At 37.5% G+C, this 23665-nt stretch carries 27 protein-coding genes and 1 pseudogene; 7 read left to right on the top strand and 21 right to left on the bottom strand.

All coding sequences use genetic code 11. The features are described 5' to 3' along the window. The 7 genes and pseudogenes from AWW78_RS05405 to AWW78_RS05375 form a co-directional block, all read right to left on the bottom strand. Positions 1 to 418, bottom strand: a pseudogene (locus AWW78_RS05405) (hypothetical protein); the annotation flags it as partial. A gap of 25 nt (positions 419 to 443) precedes the next feature. Beyond that, on the bottom strand, positions 444 to 1712 hold the full coding sequence (serS, locus tag AWW78_RS05400) for a serine--tRNA ligase (RefSeq protein WP_047134509.1): 1269 nt from the start codon (positions 1710 to 1712) through the stop codon (positions 444 to 446). A 74-nt stretch (positions 1713 to 1786) separates the two neighbouring features. Then, complete coding sequence (gene rfbD, locus AWW78_RS05395; protein ID WP_047134508.1) at positions 1787 to 2686, bottom strand: dTDP-4-dehydrorhamnose reductase; 900 nt, start codon at positions 2684 to 2686, stop codon at positions 1787 to 1789. Beyond that, positions 2683 to 3585, bottom strand: coding sequence for a carbohydrate kinase family protein (locus AWW78_RS05390; protein ID WP_047134507.1), 903 nt, complete (start codon positions 3583 to 3585; stop codon positions 2683 to 2685). Before AWW78_RS05390 ends, rfbD begins: the two co-directional genes overlap by 4 nt. After that, on the bottom strand, positions 3582 to 4040 hold the full coding sequence (purE, locus tag AWW78_RS05385) for a 5-(carboxyamino)imidazole ribonucleotide mutase (protein ID WP_047134506.1): 459 nt from the start codon (positions 4038 to 4040) through the stop codon (positions 3582 to 3584). The genes AWW78_RS05390 and purE overlap by 4 nt, the downstream gene beginning before the upstream one ends. 3 nt (positions 4041 to 4043) lie before the next feature. Beyond that, positions 4044 to 4946 (bottom strand): alpha/beta hydrolase, encoded by a 903-nt coding sequence (locus tag AWW78_RS05380; protein WP_047134505.1) that lies wholly within the window; start codon positions 4944 to 4946, stop codon positions 4044 to 4046. Then, a complete protein-coding gene (locus AWW78_RS05375; RefSeq protein WP_047134513.1) occupies positions 4940 to 6118 on the bottom strand; it encodes an MFS transporter in 1179 nt (392 codons plus the stop codon). Before AWW78_RS05375 ends, AWW78_RS05380 begins: the two co-directional genes overlap by 7 nt. 209 nt (positions 6119 to 6327) lie before the next feature. Between AWW78_RS05375 and AWW78_RS05370 the strand changes: the two genes are divergently transcribed. The 3 genes from AWW78_RS05370 to AWW78_RS05360 are packed head-to-tail and all read left to right on the top strand — an operon-like array spanning position 6328 to position 7955. Beyond that, complete coding sequence (locus tag AWW78_RS05370) at positions 6328 to 6711, top strand: hypothetical protein (RefSeq protein WP_047134504.1); 384 nt, start codon at positions 6328 to 6330, stop codon at positions 6709 to 6711. Between the two features lie 19 nt (positions 6712 to 6730). Continuing rightward, positions 6731 to 7108, top strand: a complete 378-nt coding sequence (locus AWW78_RS05365; RefSeq protein WP_047134503.1) for a DUF309 domain-containing protein — start codon at positions 6731 to 6733, stop codon at positions 7106 to 7108. After that, complete coding sequence (locus tag AWW78_RS05360) at positions 7095 to 7955, top strand: MBL fold metallo-hydrolase (protein WP_047134502.1); 861 nt, start codon at positions 7095 to 7097, stop codon at positions 7953 to 7955. The genes AWW78_RS05365 and AWW78_RS05360 overlap by 14 nt, the downstream gene beginning before the upstream one ends. A 67-nt stretch (positions 7956 to 8022) precedes the next feature. Here AWW78_RS05360 and AWW78_RS05355 read toward each other — a convergent pair whose 3' ends face one another. The 5 genes from AWW78_RS05355 to AWW78_RS05335 all read right to left on the bottom strand — a co-directional run bounded on the left by AWW78_RS05355 (position 8023) and on the right by AWW78_RS05335 (position 13574). After that, positions 8023 to 8670: a hypothetical protein gene (locus tag AWW78_RS05355; RefSeq protein ID WP_047134501.1), complete on the bottom strand. Its 648-nt coding sequence runs from the start codon at positions 8668 to 8670 to the stop codon at positions 8023 to 8025. A gap of 11 nt (positions 8671 to 8681) precedes the next feature. After that, positions 8682 to 9938, bottom strand: a complete 1257-nt coding sequence (locus AWW78_RS05350; protein ID WP_047134500.1) for an ABC transporter permease — start codon at positions 9936 to 9938, stop codon at positions 8682 to 8684. Between the two features lie 185 nt (positions 9939 to 10123). Then, positions 10124 to 12499 (bottom strand): endopeptidase La, encoded by a 2376-nt coding sequence (gene lon, locus AWW78_RS05345; protein WP_047134499.1) that lies wholly within the window; start codon positions 12497 to 12499, stop codon positions 10124 to 10126. Positions 12500 to 12537: 38 nt separating this feature from the next. Next, a complete protein-coding gene (locus AWW78_RS05340; protein WP_075426137.1) occupies positions 12538 to 13032 on the bottom strand; it encodes a ferritin-like domain-containing protein in 495 nt (164 codons plus the stop codon). 86 nt (positions 13033 to 13118) lie between these two features. Further along, positions 13119 to 13574, bottom strand: a complete 456-nt coding sequence (locus AWW78_RS05335; protein ID WP_047134497.1) for an Hsp20/alpha crystallin family protein — start codon at positions 13572 to 13574, stop codon at positions 13119 to 13121. A 285-nt stretch (positions 13575 to 13859) separates the two neighbouring features. On the opposite strand from AWW78_RS05335, the gene AWW78_RS05330 reads away from it, so the two are divergent. Genes AWW78_RS05330 through AWW78_RS05315 form a run of 4 tightly spaced genes read left to right on the top strand, consistent with a single transcriptional unit; the run spans position 13860 to position 16856 of the window. After that, on the top strand, positions 13860 to 14609 hold the full coding sequence (locus AWW78_RS05330) for a PASTA domain-containing protein (protein WP_047134496.1): 750 nt from the start codon (positions 13860 to 13862) through the stop codon (positions 14607 to 14609). Positions 14610 to 14616: 7 nt separating this feature from the next. Then, on the top strand, positions 14617 to 15303 hold the full coding sequence (rpe, locus tag AWW78_RS05325; protein WP_047134495.1) for a ribulose-phosphate 3-epimerase: 687 nt from the start codon (positions 14617 to 14619) through the stop codon (positions 15301 to 15303). Continuing rightward, complete coding sequence (nagA, locus tag AWW78_RS05320; RefSeq protein WP_047134494.1) at positions 15303 to 16469, top strand: N-acetylglucosamine-6-phosphate deacetylase; 1167 nt, start codon at positions 15303 to 15305, stop codon at positions 16467 to 16469. Before rpe ends, nagA begins: the two co-directional genes overlap by 1 nt. Positions 16470 to 16472: 3 nt before the next feature. Further along, positions 16473 to 16856, top strand: a complete 384-nt coding sequence (locus AWW78_RS05315; RefSeq protein ID WP_047134493.1) for a hypothetical protein — start codon at positions 16473 to 16475, stop codon at positions 16854 to 16856. A gap of 8 nt (positions 16857 to 16864) precedes the next feature. On the opposite strand, the gene AWW78_RS05310 is transcribed toward AWW78_RS05315, so the two are convergent. The 9 genes from AWW78_RS05310 to AWW78_RS05270 form a co-directional block, all read right to left on the bottom strand. Continuing rightward, positions 16865 to 17146, bottom strand: coding sequence for a hypothetical protein (locus AWW78_RS05310; protein ID WP_047134492.1), 282 nt, complete (start codon positions 17144 to 17146; stop codon positions 16865 to 16867). Next, positions 17133 to 18221 (bottom strand): NHL repeat-containing protein, encoded by a 1089-nt coding sequence (locus AWW78_RS05305; protein WP_047134491.1) that lies wholly within the window; start codon positions 18219 to 18221, stop codon positions 17133 to 17135. The genes AWW78_RS05310 and AWW78_RS05305 overlap by 14 nt, the downstream gene beginning before the upstream one ends. A 56-nt stretch (positions 18222 to 18277) precedes the next feature. Continuing rightward, positions 18278 to 19063, bottom strand: a complete 786-nt coding sequence (rnc, locus tag AWW78_RS05300) for a ribonuclease III (protein WP_159420995.1) — start codon at positions 19061 to 19063, stop codon at positions 18278 to 18280. A 2-nt stretch (positions 19064 to 19065) separates the two neighbouring features. Then, on the bottom strand, positions 19066 to 20319 hold the full coding sequence (gene fabF / locus AWW78_RS05295) for a beta-ketoacyl-ACP synthase II (protein WP_047134490.1): 1254 nt from the start codon (positions 20317 to 20319) through the stop codon (positions 19066 to 19068). A 68-nt stretch (positions 20320 to 20387) separates the two neighbouring features. After that, on the bottom strand, positions 20388 to 20627 hold the full coding sequence (locus tag AWW78_RS05290; protein WP_047134489.1) for an acyl carrier protein: 240 nt from the start codon (positions 20625 to 20627) through the stop codon (positions 20388 to 20390). A gap of 33 nt (positions 20628 to 20660) precedes the next feature. Then, on the bottom strand, positions 20661 to 21404 hold the full coding sequence (gene fabG, locus AWW78_RS05285) for a 3-oxoacyl-[acyl-carrier-protein] reductase (RefSeq protein ID WP_047134488.1): 744 nt from the start codon (positions 21402 to 21404) through the stop codon (positions 20661 to 20663). Further along, the gene (locus AWW78_RS05280) at positions 21404 to 22042 is read right to left on the bottom strand and encodes a DUF3109 family protein (protein ID WP_047134487.1); all 639 of its coding nucleotides are present in this window, start codon (positions 22040 to 22042) and stop codon (positions 21404 to 21406) included. Before AWW78_RS05280 ends, fabG begins: the two co-directional genes overlap by 1 nt. Positions 22043 to 22051: 9 nt before the next feature. Further along, complete coding sequence (gene fabD / locus AWW78_RS05275) at positions 22052 to 22966, bottom strand: ACP S-malonyltransferase (protein WP_047134486.1); 915 nt, start codon at positions 22964 to 22966, stop codon at positions 22052 to 22054. After that, positions 22963 to 23665: 3-oxoacyl-[acyl-carrier-protein] synthase III C-terminal domain-containing protein (locus AWW78_RS05270; protein WP_276325944.1), on the bottom strand; the 703-nt coding region annotated here is incomplete at its 5' end. The genes AWW78_RS05270 and fabD, both read right to left, overlap by 4 nt.

The raw sequence follows: 23665 nt of genomic DNA, 5'->3' as shown, positions 1-23665 counted from the left end.
CAATTAAAATATGCTTTGCCCTTATCTCCTCTTTTCTTCTATCATAAAGTTGCCTTATGCCAGGATCGACGACTTCCCTTTTTGTAAGGTATGAGAGAGCAAGGGTTGTATAATAATCGTTTATCTCTTTTTGAATATTTGGATCTTTATCAAGTTTTTGTGCTCTTGCCTCAAGAACTTTAAGCTTAAATTTGACTAAAAGATCAAGGTAATTTTTCCTATCCTCAAGCGATTTACTCTTTGCTTTTGCATAACCACCATTATTCTTGGCAAACGATTTTTCAAACTCATCAAGCGTTATTATCTCTTTCCCAACTTTTGCCACATATTCTTTCTTTTCAACCAATCCAATATTTCTCAAAAATGTGCAACTTGAGAAAACAAAAATTAACATAATCAGAGCAACGTTCTTTTTCATTCCACTCACACAGTTTTGTTTTTGATTATTCAATGATTGTAAAACCCGTATATTTATGCAAAACCTTGGGAACTATCACTTTCCCTTCAGGAGTTTGATAATTTTCCAAGAGCGCAACCATCAACCGAGATGTTGCGAGTCCCGAACCATTGAGCGTATGGACGAACTCAGGTTTTGATTTTTTATCCCTTCTAAATCTTATATTCATCCTTCTCGCCTGAAAATCTTCAAAATTACTACAACTTGATGCCTCAAGCCATTTTTTCTCAGCTGGGGACCAAACTTCTATGTCATATGTTTTCGCCGAAGAAAAGCTCATATCCCCTGTGCAAAGCAAAACAACTCTATATGGAATGTTAAGAAGTTGAAGCACTTCCTCAGCATCCCTCACAAGAGCTTCAAGCTCGTCATAAGAAGACTCTGGTGTTGTAAATTTAACAAGCTCAACTTTATTGAACTGATGAACTCTTAAAAATCCACGAGTTTCTCTCCCCCACGACCCCGCCTCACGCCGAAAACATGCAGAATAAGCAACATATTTTTTGGGAAGCTCACTTATATCAAGAATTTCATCACGATGAATATTTGTAACTGGAACTTCAGCAGTTGGTATCAAATATAAATCGTCCTCAGGACAATAATACATATCATCTTTTAACTTCGGAATTTGCCCCGTTCCACGCATCGATGCTTCATTTACAAGAAAAGGGGGAAAAACTTCAACATAACCATGCTTCTGAATGTGAAGATCAAGCATAAAATTTATCAACGCTCTCTCAAGCGTCGCACCTTTCCCAATGTAAACAGGGAAACCACTACCCGTTAACTTAGCCCCACATTCAAAATCAATTATACCAAGCTTCTTACCAAGCGTTAAATGGTCCTTTATCTCAAAATCAAACTCTTGAATCTCACCCCATGTTCTTACAACAACATTATCTTCCTTGTCTTTCCCAATTGGAACAGACTCATGTGGAATGTTTGGAACCCAAAGCAAAAAATTTTCAAGTTCAAGCTCAACCTTTTTAAGTTCGGAATCAATCGCTTTAATTTCATCGGAAACTTTTCTCATTTCCTCAATTAATTCAGTAGCGTCTTTGCCCTGCTTCTTCAAATTTGCTATCTCTTCGGTTACATCATTTCGTCTCGCTTTCAACATATCACCTTTTTTAATCAGCTCCCTTCGCCTCGCATCCAGTCGCAAGATTTCGTCAACATGATCTTTCTCCCCCTTTAATTCAATCGCCCGCCTCACAATATCAGGATTTTCACGAATAAATTTCAAATCAAGCATTCTTTTAACACTGATTTATTTTCAACAAGTTTAACTTTTTACTTTATTTATTTTACCAAAAATAAAGCATAAACTCAAACTTCCTCAAGCCGTGCCTTGAACTCCGAAATCCCATCTTCAACACCATAAGGTTTAAAACCAAGCTCAGCTTCTGCCTTGAAAGTTATAAGTCCAGACTTCAAAGGTCGTGGTGCAATTTGGTTCAACTCCGATGTTTTAACAGGAGTTATAAGCTCCTTATCAAATCCGAAAATTTCTGCAAGTTTTATAGCAAATGTATACCTGTCCACGAAATCCCTTCCCCCAATGTTGTAAACCCCTTCTTTATCAAACTCAACAACCTTCAAAATCGCAAAGGCAAGATCATCAACATAAGTTGGATTCCCAACTTGATCTGTCACGACTTTTATCTTCTCACCTTTTGAAAGCTTCTCATAAAGCCAAAGAGCAAAATTGCTTTTAACATTTTTCCCAACACCATATAAAACATTCGTTCTTAAAATTGCAAACCTTATCCCCCCAATTTTTATTTCATTTTCACTTGCGAGTTTTGTCCTCCCGTAATAATTAATTGGATTTGGGATCGCCTCTTCAGTATATGGACCATTTTTGCCATCAAATATATAATCGGTTGAGATGTGAATTAGCTTTGCATCGACCCTCCTTGCCGAATGAACAAGATTCCTAACCCCTTCAACATTTACCCTCCATGCAAGTTCACGATTTTGCTCACAGCCATCAACATTAGTGTATGCAGCTGTGTTAATTATAACATCTGGGCGGAAATAAACGACAAGGTTTTTAACATCGCTTCTCGATGTTATGTCAAGCATAGTATAATCAAATCCGCCAAAATCAAGGAATGTTCTCGGTTCCTTCGCCGTTGCAAGAATTTCAGAGTTAGTGCTCTTCAAAAATAACTTCAAAACAGCTTGCCCTAAAAGCCCATGCGCTCCAGTCACCATAACCCTCATCTTTTCACAAGCTCCCTAAGTTTATCTATCTCGGTTGAACCTGGAATTGTTGCGTTCAATCCCGCAACATAATTTGCAAACTCGGTCGAAACCAATGGATCCAAAGTTTTCGAATATTTATAAAAGAAAGCCGAACCAAAGACATCACCGCAACCAGTCGGATCGACCACATCAACCTCATAAGCTTTAAAATCCGCCCTTTTAATTTCATCATCAAAATAATAAACCGTTGCGCCAAGGCTCGCTCTTGTTATCACCATCGCCCTAACGCCAAGATTTAAAACATTCTCCGCAAGCATATCATCATTCCACCATCCCTCGCCGATCGATCTTGCTTCAAATTCGTTCATTTGAACTGTGTCAACATTTTCAAGCCACTCCTTCCAATCAAGCATCCTCCTTCTAAACCTTATATTTCGCTCGTCAACCCCAAGCGTTGCACTGTGAATGTCAAAATGAATATAACCATTGAAATTCTTTCTCAATCGCTTTAAAACCTCAAACTCAATATCAAATCCAGAAATCATATTTATAAAAATTCCATCAACTCCAGCGTCAAGTAAAATTTTTAATCTCTCAAATTCAATTGGCTTCGCAATGTGCATTGAACATTCGGTTCTCTCCTTTCTGTCTTGATAAAAAAGATGAACTCGATTGGTAAACCCCTCAAATTTGAAGATACCATCTGTTACAACATTTGAATAATTTTTTATCCTCTCGATAAATTTATCGTAATCAACATCACCAACCCCGAAAACAGGATAAATTATATCTCCATCATCAACTATATTAGCAAGCGAAGCCAAAGAGAAGAATATACCGCCGTAGCTTTGAACTTCCGTGCCATCTGCCAAGTGAATTACATCAAGACATAAGTGTCCAATAAGTCCATACTTCATAATTTTGAACCTTGCTTTTTAAATTCTTCAAGTTTTCTTTTTAACTCCTCATCTTGTAGGGCAAGTATTTCCACTGCGAGAACAGCCGCATTTATCGCACCCGCTTTTCCAATTGCGACGGTTGCAACAGGTATTCCTGGCGGCATTTGAACAATTGAATAAAGGGCATCGACACCATTTAACTCAGATGCAGGAAGCGGAACACCGATTACAGGCAAAGTCGTATTTGCAGCTATGACCCCCGGTAAATGTGCAGCCATTCCAGCTCCCGCTATTATGACTTTAAAACCATTTGATTCGGCATTTCGAGCAAATTCAATTGTCTCAATAGGATTTCTATGCGCCGATAAAACTTTTTTCTCATAATCAACGCCAAAATATTGGAGATACTTTTCACAAAATTGCATTATCTCCTCATCGCTTTTACTTCCCATTAAAATTGCAACCTTTGGCATAGTTCACAACGCTTTGTTTTTATTGCAATTCTCCTTTAAAAATTCAATGATTTTTTCTTTGTATTTATCCCCAAGAACTTCCCAAGAGTTCACATGCCCAGCTCCATCAACGAGAAGAATTTCACCTTTAAGAGTATAACGATGTAAAACCGTTGAATGCCATGGTTTCACTGTTTCATCATTTTTACCATGAATGTAAAGAATTGGGCATGAAACCCTCTTAACATATTCAAGTGGTGCGACATCATCAATTTTGAAACCAGCGATTCTCTCAACATTCTCAAGAACTTTTTTGGTCAAAAACCTTGATGCAAATTTGAATTTCTTCTCCTGATGTTCAAAAACTAAATCCGAAAAATTTGCAAAACTTCCCTCAGATATAATTGCACTAACCCTGTTATCTATTCCAGCAGTTTGGATTGCAATTGCCCCTCCAAGCGAAACCCCAAAAAGCGCAACTGGAACATCAGGAAATCTCTTTAATAGAAAACTTATCCAATCCGAAATATCAAACTTCTCAAGATAACCATATGTGCAAAACTCCCCACCACTTTCACCATGATAACGAAGATCGACAAGAAGAACATTATATCCAGCCTCTTTTAAAAATTGCGCCCTTTTCAACCCAAAGGCTTTATTCGTATAAGTCCCATGGATGTAGATCACACTTCCAATTGGTTCCTTATCCGCTTGAATTAACCAACCCTTTAAAATTGTGCCATCAAACGATTTTATCTCAACATTTTCGTACTCAAGACCGAGATCCAACGGAGATGTAATCATCTTCCCATCAACCAAAAAATTTTTCTGCTTTGGTTTCAAAATAATTGATGGACCAACAAAATTAACAATGGCAAAATAAGCGAAGAACAGAATCAAAAGTAGAATTAAAATCAAAGTTAGCATTTCACTCCCAATTCACTTTTAGATTTTTCCCCATTGTAAATTCCAATGGCAAACAAAAAGCTCACAGCCATCACTAACACACCCAGAACGAACGGCGATCTTTGACCAAAATTACCGTAAAGAAAACCACCTGTTGATGGACCAAATACACGAGCCAAACTTGATAACGATTGACCTAACCCAAGCGTAACTCCCTGATTTTCAGACTTTGCTTGCCTTGAAATCAAACTTAACACAGTTGGCGTCGTTATCCCGCTACCAAATGTAAAAAAAGTTGTAAAAGTTAAAAATTGAAAAAAATGCACCGAAAATATCATACCAAACAAACCAAAGCACATTAAAAATGTCCCCGCTATTAAAACCCTTTCCTCGCTGAATCTTTTTGTAAATTTTCCAACTAAATAACCCTGCGTCATTACACCTATAATCCCAACATAGCCAAACAACAACCCATTGTGTGAAGCATCAAAATTAAATACATCCTTCGTAAAAAGCGGAAAAACAACATAGTTGATCGATATTCCAAATGTTATCACGAAGAAGGTGAAATAAAGAAAAATTAAAACTTTATTTTGAAACAACCCTGAAATCCCCTGACTATAACTTAACCCACGAGATTCAAATTTACGAGAATGAGGTTCGGGGAGAAATTTTAATGCAAGAAAAAAATTTAAAAGCGAAAGTCCTGAAGCAAAGAATATCGGGAAATTATAACCAAATTTGCTTAAGATCCCACCTATTAATGGTCCAACAACAAAACCTATCCCAAATCCAGCTCCAACTATTCCCATACCTTTTGCCCTTTCCTCAGGTGGAGTTATGTCCGCAATATATGCCTGTGCCGTCGCTATATTTGCCCCCATAAAACCAGCAAGCATCCTTGATAAAAACAAAACCCAAAGCGAATCAGCCAACGCAAAAATTAAATAAGAAACAAATGAGCCGAAAACACTTATAAGTATTACAGGTCTTCTGCCAATTCTATCCGAAATTCTTCCCCATATAGGATTGAAAATAAATTGCATGAATGAGAACGAAGAGACCAGCAAACCAATTTGATACGATTTTGCCCCGAAATTAAGCGCATAAAAAGGCAAAAGCGGAATTACAATCCCAAACCCTATCAAATCTATCAAAACAGTCAAAAAAATAACACCAAGTCGACTCCGCATCAAATCAAGTCGCTTTGTTTTTAAAAAATTTAAAAACAAACGAGCGCTATTCCAAATTTTTATCCAAAATATCATTAAACCATTGAAAATTTCCCTCCAAGCCAACAGAGCATGGGAAACCCCAGCAACATTGTATCCCTTTGACTTTAAACAAAATTAGTGCTATATTAATGGTGAGGTTTTGTTTAAGAAACACAATAAAAATTCTCATGAAAGAAATACTAACGAAGGCAATAAAGAAGGTTACACTCGAACTCATATATGAAGTTGTAGATGAAAGAACGAAGAGCATACTTGAAGTGGTAAACGAGATAAGACGAAGACAGGAAGAGGATTTTAGATATCTTAACAATAAGATAGACACGCAGGTTGGTCAGTTAAGACAGGAAATGGGGCAACTGAGGCAAGAAATGGGACGGGAGATAGGACAATTAAGACAAGAGATAGGACAACTGAGACAGGAAATAACTCAACTTAATCAAAAAATTGATACACAAATAGCCCAACTCAATCAAAAAATTGACTCTCAAATAGCTCAACTCAACCAAAGAATTGATACAGTTATTCAACTTCTCATTGATTTAAAGAAGTGATAGCAAAAAATAGTTAAAAATGTCTATAGATAGATTTCTAAAAGGGGTGCAAGAATTTAACAGCGAGCTTTTCTTCGAGTGCCACGATACACTTGAAGAGATTTGGAACGAAGAACGAAACCCCGAGATAAAAAAATTTTACCACGGACTAATTCACATAGCCGTTGGATTCTATCATCTTACAAATTTAAATTTCCGTGGTGCAACAAGCCAGCTCAAAAAAGCAATTGCTAAACTCAACGATTACCCCGAAATCTATATGAATGTAAAACTTTCAGAGCTTCTCTCAGAAGTTAAATTATGGCTTGAAAAAATAGAAAACACCCCACCCAATGAAAACTTTAACTTTGAAAATTTACCAAAAATAAAACTCGTAGATAAAAATGAAAATCGGTAAATATGAAATTTATGCTATTGAAACAGGTCGTTTCAAGCTTGATGGTGGCGCAATGTTTGGAATTGTACCCAAAACAATATGGGATAAATTAAATCCAAGCGATGATAGAAATAGAATTGAACTTGCCTTAAGAACGCTCTTGATCATTGGAGATAATAAACGAATTCTTGTGGACACTGGCATAGGTAAAAAATGGGAGGAAAAATATGCTGACATCTACGGCATCGATCACACAAAATATACACTTGAAGATTCCCTTGCAAAAATTGGTTTAAAAACAGATGATATAACCGATGTTATATTAACCCATCTACATTTTGACCACGCAGGTGGTGCAACTATGATTGATTCAGATGGAATTATAAGACCAACTTTTAAAAACGCAACTTACTATGTTCAAAAACGCAATCTTGAACTCGCAATGAACCCAAATGAAAAAGATAGAGCGAGCTATCTACCTGAAAATTTTCTTCCATTGATTGAGTTTAATCAACTTGAAATCGTTGATGGGGAATTTGAAATCTTTGATGGAATTGAACTTATCATTTCCGATGGACACACTTTTGGTCAGCAACTTGTTAAAGTTTCGGATGGAACGAGAACAATTGTCTATTGTGGCGATTTAATCCCAACTTCTTCACACATCCCAATACCTTATGTCATGGCTTACGACCTGCAACCTCTTATAACAATGGAAGAAAAGAAAAAACTTTTAAAAAGAGCGGTTGAAGAGAACTGGATTTTATTCTTTGAACATGACCCTTATGCGGACTGCGCCACCGTAAAGCAAGGGAAAAAGTATGTCGAACTTGACACAAGATTTAATATCTCAGAATTCCCTCTTTAACTTTTAAAAGTTTACACAGGAACTTATTCGCTCTTGAACTTGAACTAATTTTTGAATGCCCAAATTTCTATATTCCTGAGATAAGTATAAAAATCCCCGTAAGAGCGATTACAACCCCAGCAATTGTGTGCGAATATCGCTCAAGTCTTTCAAAGTTAATAAGCCTAATTCCAAGATAACCAATTAACGCTTGCCCGATCATCATCAACCAAGTTACAACACTGAAAACTATTACCACTGTAAGAATTCCCGCAAGTTTAAATTTAAGTGAGATAAAGAAGAGCGGGATCAAAGGTTCACAAGGACCAAGAACAAAAATAGCAAACAATGTCCAGACAGTGACAACTTTTTTATTTAAAATTTTTTCATCAACGATCTCATGTTTGTGCGGATGCCTTGCGTGTTTTAACCCCCAAATGGCATAGGCAACCCCAAAACCGATCAAAAGCCATAACCCAACTTCACCACGCAACGCTTCAAGCCCCTCAAGCTTGCTTAACTCCATACCAATAAACAAACCCAAAAGTCCAAGCAAAACGGACGAACCAACATGTCCAATCCCAGCTATAAAGGCTACAAAGATCAATTTCTTTATCGACCATTTCTGCGCCCGTCCTATCATTATAAACGGAAGCCAATGGTCAGGCGCAAGCGCATGAAGAAATGCTATAGATGCGGTACTTATCATAAGAGTTAAAAAGGAAACATCATACATTGAATAGCCCCCTATTTTGTTTGAATCCAAGAAATTAGCTCCTTAAAACTTGGAAATTTCCCATAACTTAAAATTGCAATCCTGAAAATTCTCCCAGCGACCCAAATCATTACTAAAATTGACAAAGCAAGCACAAATATTGTCCCCAAAATTTCCCAAAGCGCTGGCATTTTTATCGGAATCCGTGCAACCATGAATGAAGGAGTAAAGATTGGAATGAAAGATAAAATTTTTATAAATGGCAAATCTGGATTTTGCATAATTAAAAAAGCAAAGGCAATCGGCAAAAACATCAAAATACCCACATATCCAGCAACTTGCTGAGCCTCATACTCCGAATTTACAGGCGCCCCAATCGCAACAAAAATAGCGGAATAAAAAAGATAACCAAGCACAAAATAAATCAAAGAAATACCCAATACCTCAAGATTTATTGATGTAAGTGCATATCCAGAAATAAAATAAAATCCAATCAAAGCCCACACAAGCATTTGAGTTAATCCAACCATGCCAAGCCCAATTATTTTCCCAGCCATCAATTGGTTTGCGGTGCACGATGAAAGAAGAAGCTCAACGACACGATTTGACTTCTCCTCAACTACGCTTCTTATCAACATCTGACCGCCTGTCAAAACAAGTATCATCAGCGCAAAAATAAAAATATAAGAACTGAAAAATATACCTATAAAGTCAGTTTTTTCTTCCTCACCCCTTTTCGAAATTTTTATCGTCGTGTACTTTACAGTTTTTATTATCTGTTTAACTTTATCTTTCCCAACGCCATACTTTTCAAGGTTCGCTCCGATAAGAATTTCGTGCAATACACTTCTAAATCTTTCGAGATCATTCAAGTTTCCAACATTTTGAGCGATATATTGAAAACTTAAGGTATCCTCACCGAAATTTTTTGGTATAATAATATATCCCTCAATTTTACCAGTTATGACCAATTGGTTCGCATATTTTTTAATCTCATTAATATCATCGCTTGATGTAGGTGTTGTTATCTTAACGATGATATAATTTTGTCTGCCATTCGGAAGTTTAAACTCCTCTGAAATTTTTTTATTAAAATCATCAAAAATCCATCCCGACAAATCAACAACCCCGATTACCTTTTGAGTTGCCTTGAATTTTTCCATCAAAACAGTTGGAAGGACTGAAAAAACAAATATAAAAACTGGCATTAAAACCAGTGAAATCAAAAATGTTTTTGTTCTAACCTTCGTTATATACTCCCACCAAGCAATGGAAAAAATTTTTTTCATAAGGCTATTAAATGTCTTTTCAAATTTACACAAAGCAAAAATAAAAAAATCCTGCTTTTTATTCAATAGCTCAGATGGTGTCCTATAACCCAATCCCAATAAAAACAAAAAAGGCGAACTATCTCAACTAATGAGATAATTCGCCTTTGAAAAATTTACACAGGTTTAAAGTTTACCGTTGGGAATTAAACCTGCTCAACTTCCTCAGCAACTTCTTTTTTCACAGCGATCTCAATAACTTCGTCCATCTCCTTTACAAAGTAAAATTCCATTTCACTTCTAACTTGTTCTGGGATTTCTTCAATGTCGGCTTTATTCTTCTCTGGCAATATAACTTTCTTAATTCCCGCTCTATGCGCTGCAAGAACTTTTTCCTTTATTCCGCCGACAGGCAAAACGGCTCCTCGCAATGTAATCTCACCCGTCATAGCGATATCATTACATACCACCCAGCCTTTCAACAAAGAATAAAGAGCCGTTAATATCGTAACTCCCGCCGAAGGTCCATCCTTTGGAATTGCCCCAGCTGGGACATGTATATGAATATCGTATTTATCTTTGAATTCGGGATCTATCCCGAACTCCTCGGCTTTAGAAGCAATATAACTTAACGCTATATGCGCCGATTCTTTCATAACATCGCCAAGCTGACCAGTAAGATGAAGAGCTCCCTTACCTTTCATCTTCGTCGCCTCAACAAATAAAATCTCACCACCAACTGGTGTCCATGCAAGACCCATAGCAATGCCAGGCTTGTTGATCCTTTCCGCAGCTTCATGATAATACTTCGGTTGCCCAAGATATTTAGGAACCACATCTTCAGTTATAGTTGTAGGCTCGGTTTTACCCATGGCAACATCCTTTGCAACCCCACGACATATATCTGCTATCCTCCTTTCAAGGTTTCTAACACCTGCTTCACGAGTATATGAATTGATTATTTTCCTAAGTGCGGAATCCTCAAATTTTATCATGTCTTCCGTCAATCCATGTGCTTTTATCTGCTTCGGGACGAGAAAATATTTTGCAATGTTTAACTTTTCTTCTTCTATATAACTTGGTATCTCAATTATTTCCATCCTATCTCTCAAAGCAGGCGGAATTGGCTCAATCATATTCGCAGTTGCTATAAACATAACTTTTGAAAGGTCAAACGGGACTTCAATATAATGATCACTAAATGAATGATTCTGTTCTGGATCAAGAACCTCAAGCAAAGCAGCTGCAGGATCACCACGGAAATCAGCACCTATTTTATCAACCTCATCAAGCATGAAGACAGGATTATTTGAACCAGCTTTTCTAATCCCTTGGATTATTCTTCCTGGCAAAGCACCGATGTAAGTTCTTCTATGCCCTCTTATCTCAGCTTCATCATGAACCCCACCAAGCGAAATTCTAACAAATTTTCTCCCCAAAGCCTCCGCAATCGATCTTCCAAGTGATGTTTTACCAACACCAGGTGGACCAACAAAGCAAAGTATGGGACCACGCATATCATTCTTCAATTTGCGAACCGCAAGATACTCAAGAATTCTCTTCTTAACCTTTTCAAGTCCATAATGGTCTCTCTCAAGTATTTCCTCGGCTTTCTTTATATCAAGATTGTCTTCCGTTGATATGCTCCAAGGCAATTCTATCAGCCAGTCAAGATAAGTTCTTGAGACTGTATACTCGGCGGAAGATGGATGCATCCGTGATAACCTTTCAAGCTCTTTCAACGCAACCTTTCGAGCTTCCTCAGGCATGTTCGCCTTTTCGATTTTATCCCTCAACTCCCTAATCTCTGCACCTTCTTCATCTTCTCCAAGTTCCCGTTTTATCGCTTTCAATTGCTCCCTAAGGAAATATTCGCGCTGATTCTTTGTGATTTCATCTTGAACCTCAGCTTGGATTTTGCTTCCAAGTTCAAGCCTTTGAGCATGTCGATTTAAAATAAAGTGACACTTCTTCAAGCGTTCCTTTATGTTCACCTGTTCAAGTATCTCTTGCTTTTCAGCAACTGAGACACTTAAAATTGACCCAACTATATCAGGAAGTGCATAAATATCATCAGTACCACTTACCATATTTGCCTGCTCAGGTGTTAAGTCGGGGGAAAGCTCAACAACTTTCTTAAACACATTCTTAATTGCAACTGCAAGAGCTTCAGCTTCGATATCGATTTCACCCTCATCATCAACTTGCTGAATTAATCCCCTCAAATACGGCTCCTGCTGAATAAACGATAAAACTTTCGCCCGATGCAAGCCTTGAACAAATACGCTTTTTGAACCGTCAGGCAAGTTATAAACCTTAAGTATCTTCGCAACCGTTCCAAAGTGGTAAATATCGTTTGGCGTTGGCTTCTCTATCTGTGGCTCTTTCTGTGCAACAATCAAAATTAACTCTCCAGTCTTCCCAGCATCCTCGATCAACTTTATGGTGCTTTCCCTCCCAACGGAAAGGGGCATAAATTGCCTTGGGAAAAACACCGAATTCCTCAACGGTAAAATAGACATCGCCTCAGGGATATGCACATGCTTTTCGGGGCTCTTCGTAAATTTGCTTTCTTCTCCCATGATTGTTTATTACCTTTTGTTTTAATTTGTTGAAAAAATTAACATAACCTCATTACTATGTCCATCAAAATATCTTTATGTTTTTCCTCATCCTCAACTATTTCCCTAAGCAACTTTTTAATCTCATCATTCTCTACTTTATTGATTTGTGCGATGTAATTCTCGTAAATTTCCTTGTCAAACTCAAGATCAGCAACGAGTTTCCTAAAACCTTTTTGGTTGTGAATTGTTTCAGTTTTTACATCAAATATTCTCGGCGATGGATTTACGCTTCCCCCAAGTTCTATAATTTTTTGCCTTAACCTTTCAGCATGCTTTCTTTCCTCTTCTGCAACTTTCTTCAACCTTTCCCTCAAAAAATCAAACGGTATCATCTCGGAATGTTCCTCCAGCATCTTTGCAATAGCAATCTCCTTTGAATAATTTTCATTTAAAATTTTCACAAGCTCTTCCTTTTCAGAAAAATATGGCATAAATAAACTTTTTAAAATTTCAGTAAAACCTTTTTTCCTTGCTTGTGCTTCCATTACCATTTGATTTTTTGGGAATTTGTTTTTACAACCTCTATATAATTTAAAAATTAAAAAAATCCCGCCAAAAGTTGGCGGGATTTTCTGAATTAATCAACCTTGATCTCAATTTCCCGTGGCTTTGCTTCCTCAACTTTCGGAAGTTTTATTGTGAGAACTCCATCTTTAAACTTAGCCTCAACCTTGTCAACTTTCACACTGCCTGGCAGAGCAAACGATCTCGAGAATGAACCATACACTCGCTCAATCCTATGGAAATTCTCACCTTTCGCTTCTTTCTCTTGTTTCTTCTCACCACTTATCGTAAGAATATCATCCTTTATCGTTATCTTAACATCATCCTTGCTAACCCCAGGAATCTCAGCTCTTACGATGTATTCATCATCCGTCTCAGATATATCAACCCTCGGGCTCCAACTTATCATTCTAATTTCTTCGTCCTCGAAACCACGGAAAAATCTGTCAAACATTCTGTTTATTTCTTTTTGAAGGTCAAAGATTTCTGTTGCAAGATCTCTTATTGGGCTCCATCTGATGAGTGTCATGGTTCTTCACCTCCTTACCGATTTTTTATTTTTTGTTTTTGTTCAAACTTCCACTAAAATATAAATTCAAATATTGTGCCACTTTGAAATAATTAAAAATCATTCATTTAGCCACAACGCAAAATCTGTCAGAGTGACAACAATCCCTTGAAATTTTGCCACGCAAATGTCAAAGTGTCAATTCAATATGATTCTTTTAGCATTTTCCCGAAATCTCCACAATTTGTGAATTCTGAAATTATTTTATATTTTTTACAAAAGCAAAAACATTATCACATCACAAAGATGAAAAAGCAACGTCTCAAAAAATTATTTATAATTGCTGCGGTATTTGTTCTTTTTGTTTTAGCAATGGATAAAGCTGTGATGCCATTTTATGTTAACTCAGTTAAATCAATTGAAATGCCAAATCTTATCGGTAAAAAACTTGAAGAAGCAAAGCAAATAATTGATTCCCTAAATCTCAAGCTTGAAAATGTAACCGAGCGACATGATGCGAGATTTCCCGCTGGATATGTGATAATTCAAAACCCAAGACCACAGATGAAGATAAAAGAGGGAAGGCGTGTTTACCTTGTTGTCAGCTCAGGCGAACAAAAAGTTGAGGTTCCATCACTTATTGGAAAGTCGGTTCGTGAGGCTAAATTAACACTTGAAAAGTTCGGATTACGACTTGGTGCTGTTGAATATGACTTCTCCGAGGATTTCCCCGAGGGAGCGATTTTCTCACAGTCAATCCCCGAAAAAGCGAAAGTTTCAATTGGGACACCAGTCTCAGTTGTTGTAAGTTTAGGAGATGCGGAGGGAAAAACACAGGTTCCCAATTTAATCGGAATTCCACTTTCAAAAGTTGAAAGGATTTTAAATGAGGCTGGGCTTCGCATAGGTAAAATTGTTTACGAACCAAGCTCTACGGTTCTACCGAATACCGTAATCGAGCAATTCCCAAGACCTGGCTTTTTTGTTGCTAAAGGTTCATCCGTTGATATCTTCGTTGCTAAGGAACTTTCAGAAATGCAAAAACAAAACTATTGAGAATAGAATGTTTAAACTCGCACCATCTTTACTGTCCGCCGATTTTTCCGATCTCAAAAATGAAATAAAGAAAGCAGAAGAAGGTGGAGCAGACCTTTTTCATCTCGATATAATGGATGGGCATTTCGTTCCGAATTTAACATTTGGACCGATGATAGTTAAAGCGATAAGAAAATTAACTTCCTTGCCCCTTGATTCTCATCTTATGATTTCAAACCCAGACCAATACATAGACGAATTTAGAAACGCTGGCTCGGACATAATAACAGTTCATTATGAGGCGTGCCAACACTTGCATAGAACAATAATGAAAATTAAACAAACCGGCGCAAAAGCTGGCGTCGCTATAAATCCCGCTACGCCTGTTTATGCCGTTGAAGAAATTATCGACTATGTTGATCTCCTGTTGATAATGTCTGTTAACCCCGGCTTCGGGGGACAAAAATTCATTGAAACTTCATTAAGAAAAGTTGTTCAGGCTAAAAAAATCATTACCGAAAGAAATCTTAATGTTGAAATCGAGGTTGATGGCGGGATTGATATCAATAATGTTGAGCTTTTACTTGAAGCTGGGGCTGATATAATCGTCGCTGGCTCATCGGTTTTTAAATCAAATGATGTAACAGAGACAGTTAAAAAATTCAAGAAAAAGTTTCTTGAGTATGAATTTAAAAACAAAACAAAATTTGCGTAGTGAAAAAGATTGTCTTACGAAATGTCAACTCGATTACACCCTTCAGAATAATAGAAAACTCCGGCATAATAATAGAGGGAAAGAAAATAGCAGAGATAGGAAAGCTTGAAGATTTAAGTTTTGAACCAGACGAAGAATATGAATTTTTTGATTTCGAGGGCATGTATGCTGTGCCTGGATTCATCGATCTTCATGTTCACGGTGGACTTGGATATGGTTTTGAGGACGAGGATGAGGATGCACTTTTCAAAATAAGTGAATTTTTCTTCCAGCATGGCACAACTGGTTTACTTGCAACGCTTTACCCAAAGCCAGAAAAAGAATTCATTCGTGAATTGAGACGACTCGCCGATTTTATAGAACAAAACCATTCGAACATCTGGGGCATACATCTTGAAGGTCCATTTTTAAATCCAGAAGAAAGGGGAGCGATGAATCCAGATTACCTTTTGAAACCTTCGCTCGACGCGTGGTATACATTACGAGATGCGGGACGAGGTTTCATAAAAATAATGACAATTGCTCCCGAACTTCCTGGGGCTTATGAAGTCATGCGCGAGGCTGCTCTTGATGGAGTTATATTGTCAATTGGACATTCAATTGCGGATATAGATGAAATTCAAACAGCGATACATAATGGCGCTGCTCATGTGACACATATGTTCAATGCAATGAAACCATTTCACCACCGTGACCCTGGCGTTATAACAGGCTCACTTCTCTTTGATGAGCTTAAAATAGAACTCATCGCTGACGGAATCCATGTACATCCCATGGTGATGAAACTCCTTTACAAAATAAAAGGAGCTTCCGGGATCATACTTATAACCGATGCAATGAAAATGTGTGGACTGCCAGATGGCGAATATGAATTCGCCGATCAAAAAGTTATCGTTAAAGACAAAAAGATATTTCTTGAAGATGGCACTTTAGCTGGAAGTATGCTCACCATGGAACGAGCGGTAAAGGTCATGGTCGAGCTCGTCGATGTTCCAATTACATCAGCAGTTAGAATGGCTTCGCTAAATCCCGCACGCGTCCTTGGTAAAGAACATCGCAAAGGGATACTCGCCACCGGAAAGGATGCTGATATAGTTGTGCTTGATAAAGATTTCAATGTTCATATGACAATTTATGAGGGAGAAATAAAATACAGAAGAGATTAAAAAATGCTCGCGATAATCTTGGCAATCTTCCTGCTCACTAACCCACAATTGAGTAAAAATAAATATGTTTCTTCAGATTTTAAACTTGAAAAAGGCAAACATAACGAATTTGCTCTTATCGTCACCCTAAAACCAACCAATGGGATTCACATAAACTCTGAGCCTGCACCAAGTATAAAATTCAATGACCCACCCGTTGAAATTTTAGAAATCAAATTTGATAAAACAGAAAAAAATTATATCGACACACAAAAACCGATAATTGTTAAGTTAAAAAGCAAAACAAAAAATTTAAAATCATTAAGGGGGGAATTAACATATTTCTATTGTTCTAACTCCGAAGGATGGTGTTCGAAATTCGTTGAAAAATTTGAAGTTAAACCATAACTTGAAATTCACTTGCTTCGCAGAACCAATCTTGCCGAGCGTTCTGCAAGTGTTGTATCAACACATACAATTTTATCAGCGTCAGCAATGAAAATCAAACCCGATTTTAAATCAAGGCTGCGGGGGAATTTTAACCCACCCAGATTTTCAGCTTTAAAAATCTTTTCAACCTTATCACCCACAACCTTTGCGATACCTTTAAGCCCAAGATCGGCAACGAATAAGCAATTTAATGTCGAATCATACTTTACATCAACTGGCGCGATTAGAATATCTTTAATCCCACGCAAAAATTTTACTGTGTCTCTTTTTTGAATAAACAACAATTTGACCGAGTTCTGGATCAGTGCAATAAATGTTATACTTATCAACAGATACAGCGGTTGGAAATTTTAATTTTTCAGGATCCGAGAAGGACGAGATAAGATTAAAATTACGGTTAAAAATTTTAATTGCTCCATCATCAATGACATAAAATCTTTCACCATCCGTGGCTATATAATTCGGATACTTTACAAAAAATTGGGCAACACTCATAGTTTTATCGGGATAAACGATTGTTATTTTACCCACATCACAAATATACAAACCATCTTTAAAATGCATTACCCCGCCAGCCCACCTCAAATATGTAAATCTATTTAGAACATTCCCAGTAATATCAAGCACCTGAACCTGTGAATAAAGTTCACTTGAGATTGCAAACTTCGATTCATTGATGACTGCTATCGAATTTATATGATCGAGCAAAGGTTCTTTAACCCTTTTCATATCCTCGATTGTTCTATACTTTTCACGGGATGAAATTATAAAGTAATCGATCTCTGCTTTTCCCTTATCCACACCAAGAATTATAAAGCCAGAGTTAAAATATAAATTTTCTTCCAACACTTTCTTGTCATTTAGATAGACAGTGTATTTTTCAGAAGCGACCTCAATAGATATTGTTCTAAATTTATCCGTTGTTTGAGAAAGCGATGCAAATTTTTTGATTTTTTCTTCCCCTGTTGGCTCAATTATTCCAGTGTAAACAGCGTTGTTGAGCAATTTAACATAATTTCCAGCGCGAAACGAGTAAATATCGTAAACATTAAACAGAATTAAGATATTACCCCCCGAAAATTTTAATTTTACAGTATATTTTGACTTTGGTGGGATTAAAAAATTCAATCCCAAAAGTGATGATTTATTTTCTGATTTTAACTTGAGCCTACCATTTTCGATCTCCCAATCGCCAGATATAGGAATCCATACGCTACTTAGCTTCGAGCCAATGAAATCCTCGGAGAACCATATATTTTGCGCTGTGATATTAAAATGAAGAAGCAAAATTAAAAACTTCAAACCCAATAAACTTCTTAACATTTAAAAGCTTAGCTTTATTTTTCACTAGTATAAATTTGTAAAAATTCAGGTAAATTTCAACTTACGGGCTTTTCAATGAGGCCAAGTTTAACGAGAGCGTCGTAAGCTGCAAATTTTTCGGCTTCCTTCTTGCTTTTGCCTTGCCCCACCCCGACAACTTGTCCCCCAAGTAAAACTTCAACAGTGAAAACCCTTTCATGTTCAGGACCCTCAACATTTACAACTCTGTAAGACACCTCAAGATTTTTCTTATGAGAATATTCAACGAGTATGCTTTTATAATGCTCCTTTGTCGACTCGTAAAAACTTAAATCGAACTCTCCAATTAACTCCTTAAAAACACGAGCTAAAAATTTTTTTGCCTTCTCAAACCCCGAATCAAGATATATTGCCCCAACAATTGCCTCAAACGCATCCGCAAGCATTGAATTATATCCCTGCATTAAGGCTCGCCTGGCAGAGTGGCTTAGAAGTATAAACTCATCAAGCTTCAAAAGATAAGCATACTTAATTAAAATCCCCTTGTTTATAATTCGTGACCTTAAACGAGTTAATCTTCCCTCAGTTGCGAATGGATATGCTTTATATAGAAATTCTCCAGCAACAAGATTTAAAATTGAATCGCCAAGAAACTCAAGCCTCTCATTTGATTCAAGTTTTATTCCATACTTCTGCTTTGCAACAGGAACAAACGATCTGTGCGTCAGCGCTTGAATAAAAATATCCTTGTTATGAATTTTAACTCCAAGAGTTTTTTCAAGCTCTTTAAACTTATCTTTGCTTATCAGTTTCGAATCCCTACGATTTAAAAACGCGTATAGCTTTTTAATTAACTTAATCAAAACTATTCTTCAAACTTTTTGAAAACTATTGAAACATTATGACCACCAAAGCCAAACGAATTTGAAATCGCCGCTTTTACTTCCCTTTCTATCGCTTGATTAGGAACATAGAAAAGGTCACACTCGGGATCTGGATATTCATAATTTATCGTTGGGTGGATTTTGCCTGTGGTTATTGTTAAAATTGTTGCGATTGCCTCAACCGCCCCAGCAGCGCCAAGGAGATGACCTATCATTGATTTTGTCGAATTCACCGCAAGCTTATATGCATGCTCGCCAAAAACAGTTTTAATCGCCTGAGTTTCATTTTTATCATTTTCCTTGGTCGAGGTTCCATGTGCATTGATATAGTCGATGTCCTCAGGTTGAAGTCCAGCATCTTTAAGTGCTATTGACATTGATCTTGCAGCACCTTCACCATTTGGAGCTGGAGCAGTTATATGATACGCATCCGCCGTAAGACCAAAACCCGCTACTTCAGCATAAATTTTTGCACCTCGATTCAAAGCATGTTCAAGCGATTCAAGTATCAAAGTTCCAGCACCCTCACCCATCACAAAACCGTCACGCTGAGCATCAAACGGCCTGCTTGCTTTTTTAGGTTCATCGTTCCTTGTTGAAAGGGCTCTCATAGCATTGAATGAACCAATTCCCATCGGACAAATGGCAGATTCAGCTCCACCAGTTATAACTACATCTGCAAGCCCTCGTTCAATTAACATAACCGCGTCCGTTATCGCATTTGCTGAACTTGCGCAAGCAGAAACAGTCGCATAATTTGGTCCTTTGAAACCATATCTTATTGAAATATATCCAGCAACTATGTCGACAATCATCATTGTCACAGTGAATGGACTTATGTGCCTTGGTGTTCCCGTTTTAAACAACAATTCATGTTGATTATGATAAGTCCACATACCTCCAATTCCAGATGCGTAGACAACAGCTACTCTTTCCTTATCTAATTTTGAATCAGAGTTAAGTCCAGCATCTTGAATTGCCATCTCAGTTGCAGCCATCGCAAACTGGGTGAAAATATCCATCCTTTGGGCAAGCTTTTTATCCATGTAATTTGTAGGATCAAAATTTCTTACCTCAGCTGCAAACTTAGTTGTAAAATTTGTTGTATCAAACTTTGTTATATAATCGACACCACTTTTACCCTCCAACAAACTTTTCCAAAATTCATCAATAGTTAACCCAACGGGCGATATTACGCCCATCCCTGTGACCACAACCCTTTTACGGTTGAACATAATTCAGTGTAATTTTTGTTTTTAACAAAATAAAAAGGGGAGAGACAAACGCTCCCCCGTAAAGATTTTTACGCCTGCCCGAGCTTTTGCTTTAAATAGTTAATCGCATCTCCGACTGTCCTTATCTTCTCCGCATCTTCGTCTGGAACCTGAATACCAAATTCCTTCTCAAATTCCATAACAAGCTCAACAGTGTCAAGCGAATCAGCACCAAGATCATTAATAAAAGACGCCTCGGGGACTACCTTATCCTCACTTACATTCAATTTGTTCACGATTATCTGCTTGACCTTTGCTTCAATGTCCATGTTTTTCTCCTCTTTTTGTTTTTGGTTTTATTTTTATGCAGTTAGACCACCATCAACAACTATAACTTGACCTGTGATATAATCAGATTCAGACGAAGCAAGAAACTTGACAACATACGCAATTTCCTCAGGTTTGGCTATCCTCTTCGCTGGTATCATTTCAAAAAGTCTTTTCTTCTGCTCCTCACTTAATTTTCCCGTCAGCTCCGTTTCAACATAACCTGGCGCAACGACATTCACTTGTATGTTTCTCGAAGCAACTTCTTTCGCTAATGCCTTTGTAAAACCGATAATTCCAGCTTTTGAAGCTGCATAATTTGCCTGTCCAGGGTTACCTATCAATCCAACAACGGAAGCAATATTGATTATTTTTCCCGACCTTTGGCTTATCATATGTTTTATGACTGCTTTTGTAAAATTAAATACTCCCTTTAAATTAGTTTCAATTACATCATCCCAATCACTTTCACTCATCCTGAGCAACAAATTATCTTTTGTAATTCCGGCGTTGTTAATAAGTATATCAATTTTGCCGAAATTTTTCAAAACTTCGTCCACAACCCTTTGAGCATCTTCAAATTTCGAAGAGTCCGCTTGAATTGCCATAGCTTTCGAATTTTTTGAAATCTCGTCAACAACTTCCTGTGCTTGTTGTGCTGAACTTTTATAAGTTATCACAACGGAGCACCCCGCCGAGCCAAGAACTTTAGCAATAGCCCTGCCTATTCCTCTTGAACCACCTGTGACTATAGCAACCTTGTTTTTAAAGTCATCCATTATTTAACCCCGCTTATATTTGAATTTTCCTGCTTCCACTTTTTATAAATCTCTAAAAGCTCTGCATAACCATCTTCACCAAGAACATAGACAAATTCGTTTTTACAAATTTCAACCACCGGCCCAGCGTGATTGTGCACTGCATTTATCCCACAGTATGGCAAATCCTGCGCATGTCCATCATCATAAGTTAAAACACCTTCCCAAAAAGTTAAGGGATAAATACAACAATAAAATGGTTTCAAAGCCCATTTATACATTCCATTTTTTTCTGCAGCGATCTGCAAAACACAATACCCTTCCTTCGTTAAAAATACACACTTACCATTATAAACATTTGTCCCAACACACTTACCCGATGGGAAATCAGCATCATCCCACTCTTCCTTCTCAAACCAAAGCTCAACATCATGCGGTTGAGTTTCATCCATATATTTCAAAATTAAATCCTTGTATTCAAGGATCTTTTCCCTTTCTTTAACATCAACATAAACTCCCCAATAACAGCAAGTTGCACGGCAAACTGGAACATTGCAGAACGGAACAAACCCAGCGGTAAAAACAAGTGTATCTATTTTGTAATTTTTAACTTGAACAATTTCTCTTTCGCTTGCAGAAGTTTTTACTGTGCTTTCCATAGCCTTCGCTTATCCATTAAAGTTTTCGATATCGTTAAGTTTATCAAAGCCAGCTATTTCAACATTTGAAATTATTCTTTTAACCAAACCTTGTAAAACCTTCCCGGGCCCAATTTCATAAAATTTCGTCGCTCCATCTGAAGCCATGTTAATTATGATCTGAGACCAGAGCACCGGGCTTGTTATTTGAAGATAAAGTAGGTTTTTTATTTCTTCAGGTTCAAAGGCAGGTTTTGCGGTCACATTGAAATAAACTGGAATTGATGGTTTGTGAAACTTAACCTCGTCGAGGGCTTCTTTAAGCTTTTCCTTCGCACTTTCCATAAGTGGAGAATGGAAGGCACCGCTTACGACAAGTTCTTTAACCATCTTCGCCCCAGCTTTTTGCGCAAGTTCCATAGCTTTTTTAACTGCTTCAACTTCACCAGATATTACAATTTGTCCAGGGGCATTAAAATTTGCAGGCTGAACTACGCCATCTTTAACTTCTTCACAAATCTCTCTTACTTTCACATCTTCAAGTCCAACAATTGCAGCCATTGTTCCAGGGTTTTCCTCGCCTGCCTTTTGCATCAGCTCACCCCGAAGTTTCACAATTTTTAAGGCATCTTCAAAACTTAACACGCCAGCATAAACAAGCGCTGAATATTCTCCAAGCGAATGACCAGCAGTCATATCAGCTTTTAACTTGCCATTAATAAGCTTTGAAACAATATAGCTATGAACAAAGATCGCTGGCTGAGTGACTTTTGTTCGCTTTAATTCTTCCTCGGGACCTTCAAAACAAATTCTTTTCAATTCAAAACCAAGTATTTCTTCCGCTTCATCAAAAATCTCCCTTGCAATTTGACTGTTTTCATATAAATCCTTCCCCATCCCTACATACTGTGAAGCCTGACCTGGGAATATAAAAGCAACTTTCATTTACCAACTTCATTCTTTATTTTCAATTCCTCCACCATCTCAAATCGCCTGCTGTCCATTTCCTCGCAATACCTTGCGACATCAGGTCTCGGCTTAGGTGGATTAGGAAGCGACCATCTCATTAATACCGCACCCCATGTATAACCAGCACCAAATGCAGACATAACAACCATATGCCCAGGTTTCAATTTCCCACATTCCCAATATTCAGATAAACACAGTGGGATCGTCGCCGCTGTTGTATTTCCATATCGATCGATATTTATCATAACTTTTGATAGATCAAGCCCCATTCTCTCCGCTGTTGCGGTTATTATTCGTAAATTCGCTTGGTGCGGAACAAGCCAATCAATATCTTTGCCCGTTAATCCATTCCTCTCAACTATTTCGGCGGAAACATCCGCCATTCCAACAACCGCAACCTTGAAAACTGCTCTCCCATCTTGGTAAATATAATGCATCTTTTTGTCAACTGTCTCATGACTTGGTGGATTTAAACTCCCACCGCCAGGCATATAGAGATATTTCCCGCCAGACCCATCCATGTAAAAAACATGATCGATAATTCCATACTCAGGGTCATCAGTAGGTTCAAGCAAAACAGCACCTGCAGCGTCGCCAAATAACACGCATGTATTTCTATCAGTATAATCAACGATTGAACTCATTTTATCAGCGCCGACTACAAGAACTTTTTTG

Origin of the sequence: Candidatus Kryptonium thompsonii (assembly GCF_001535985.1) — a bacterium.
In the GTDB taxonomy this organism is placed as follows: Bacteria; Bacteroidota; Ignavibacteria; order Kryptoniales; family Kryptoniaceae; genus Kryptonium; species Kryptonium thompsonii.
The sequence above is the reverse complement of the archived record's forward strand: the minus strand, read 5'-3'. Positions and strand labels throughout refer to the sequence as shown.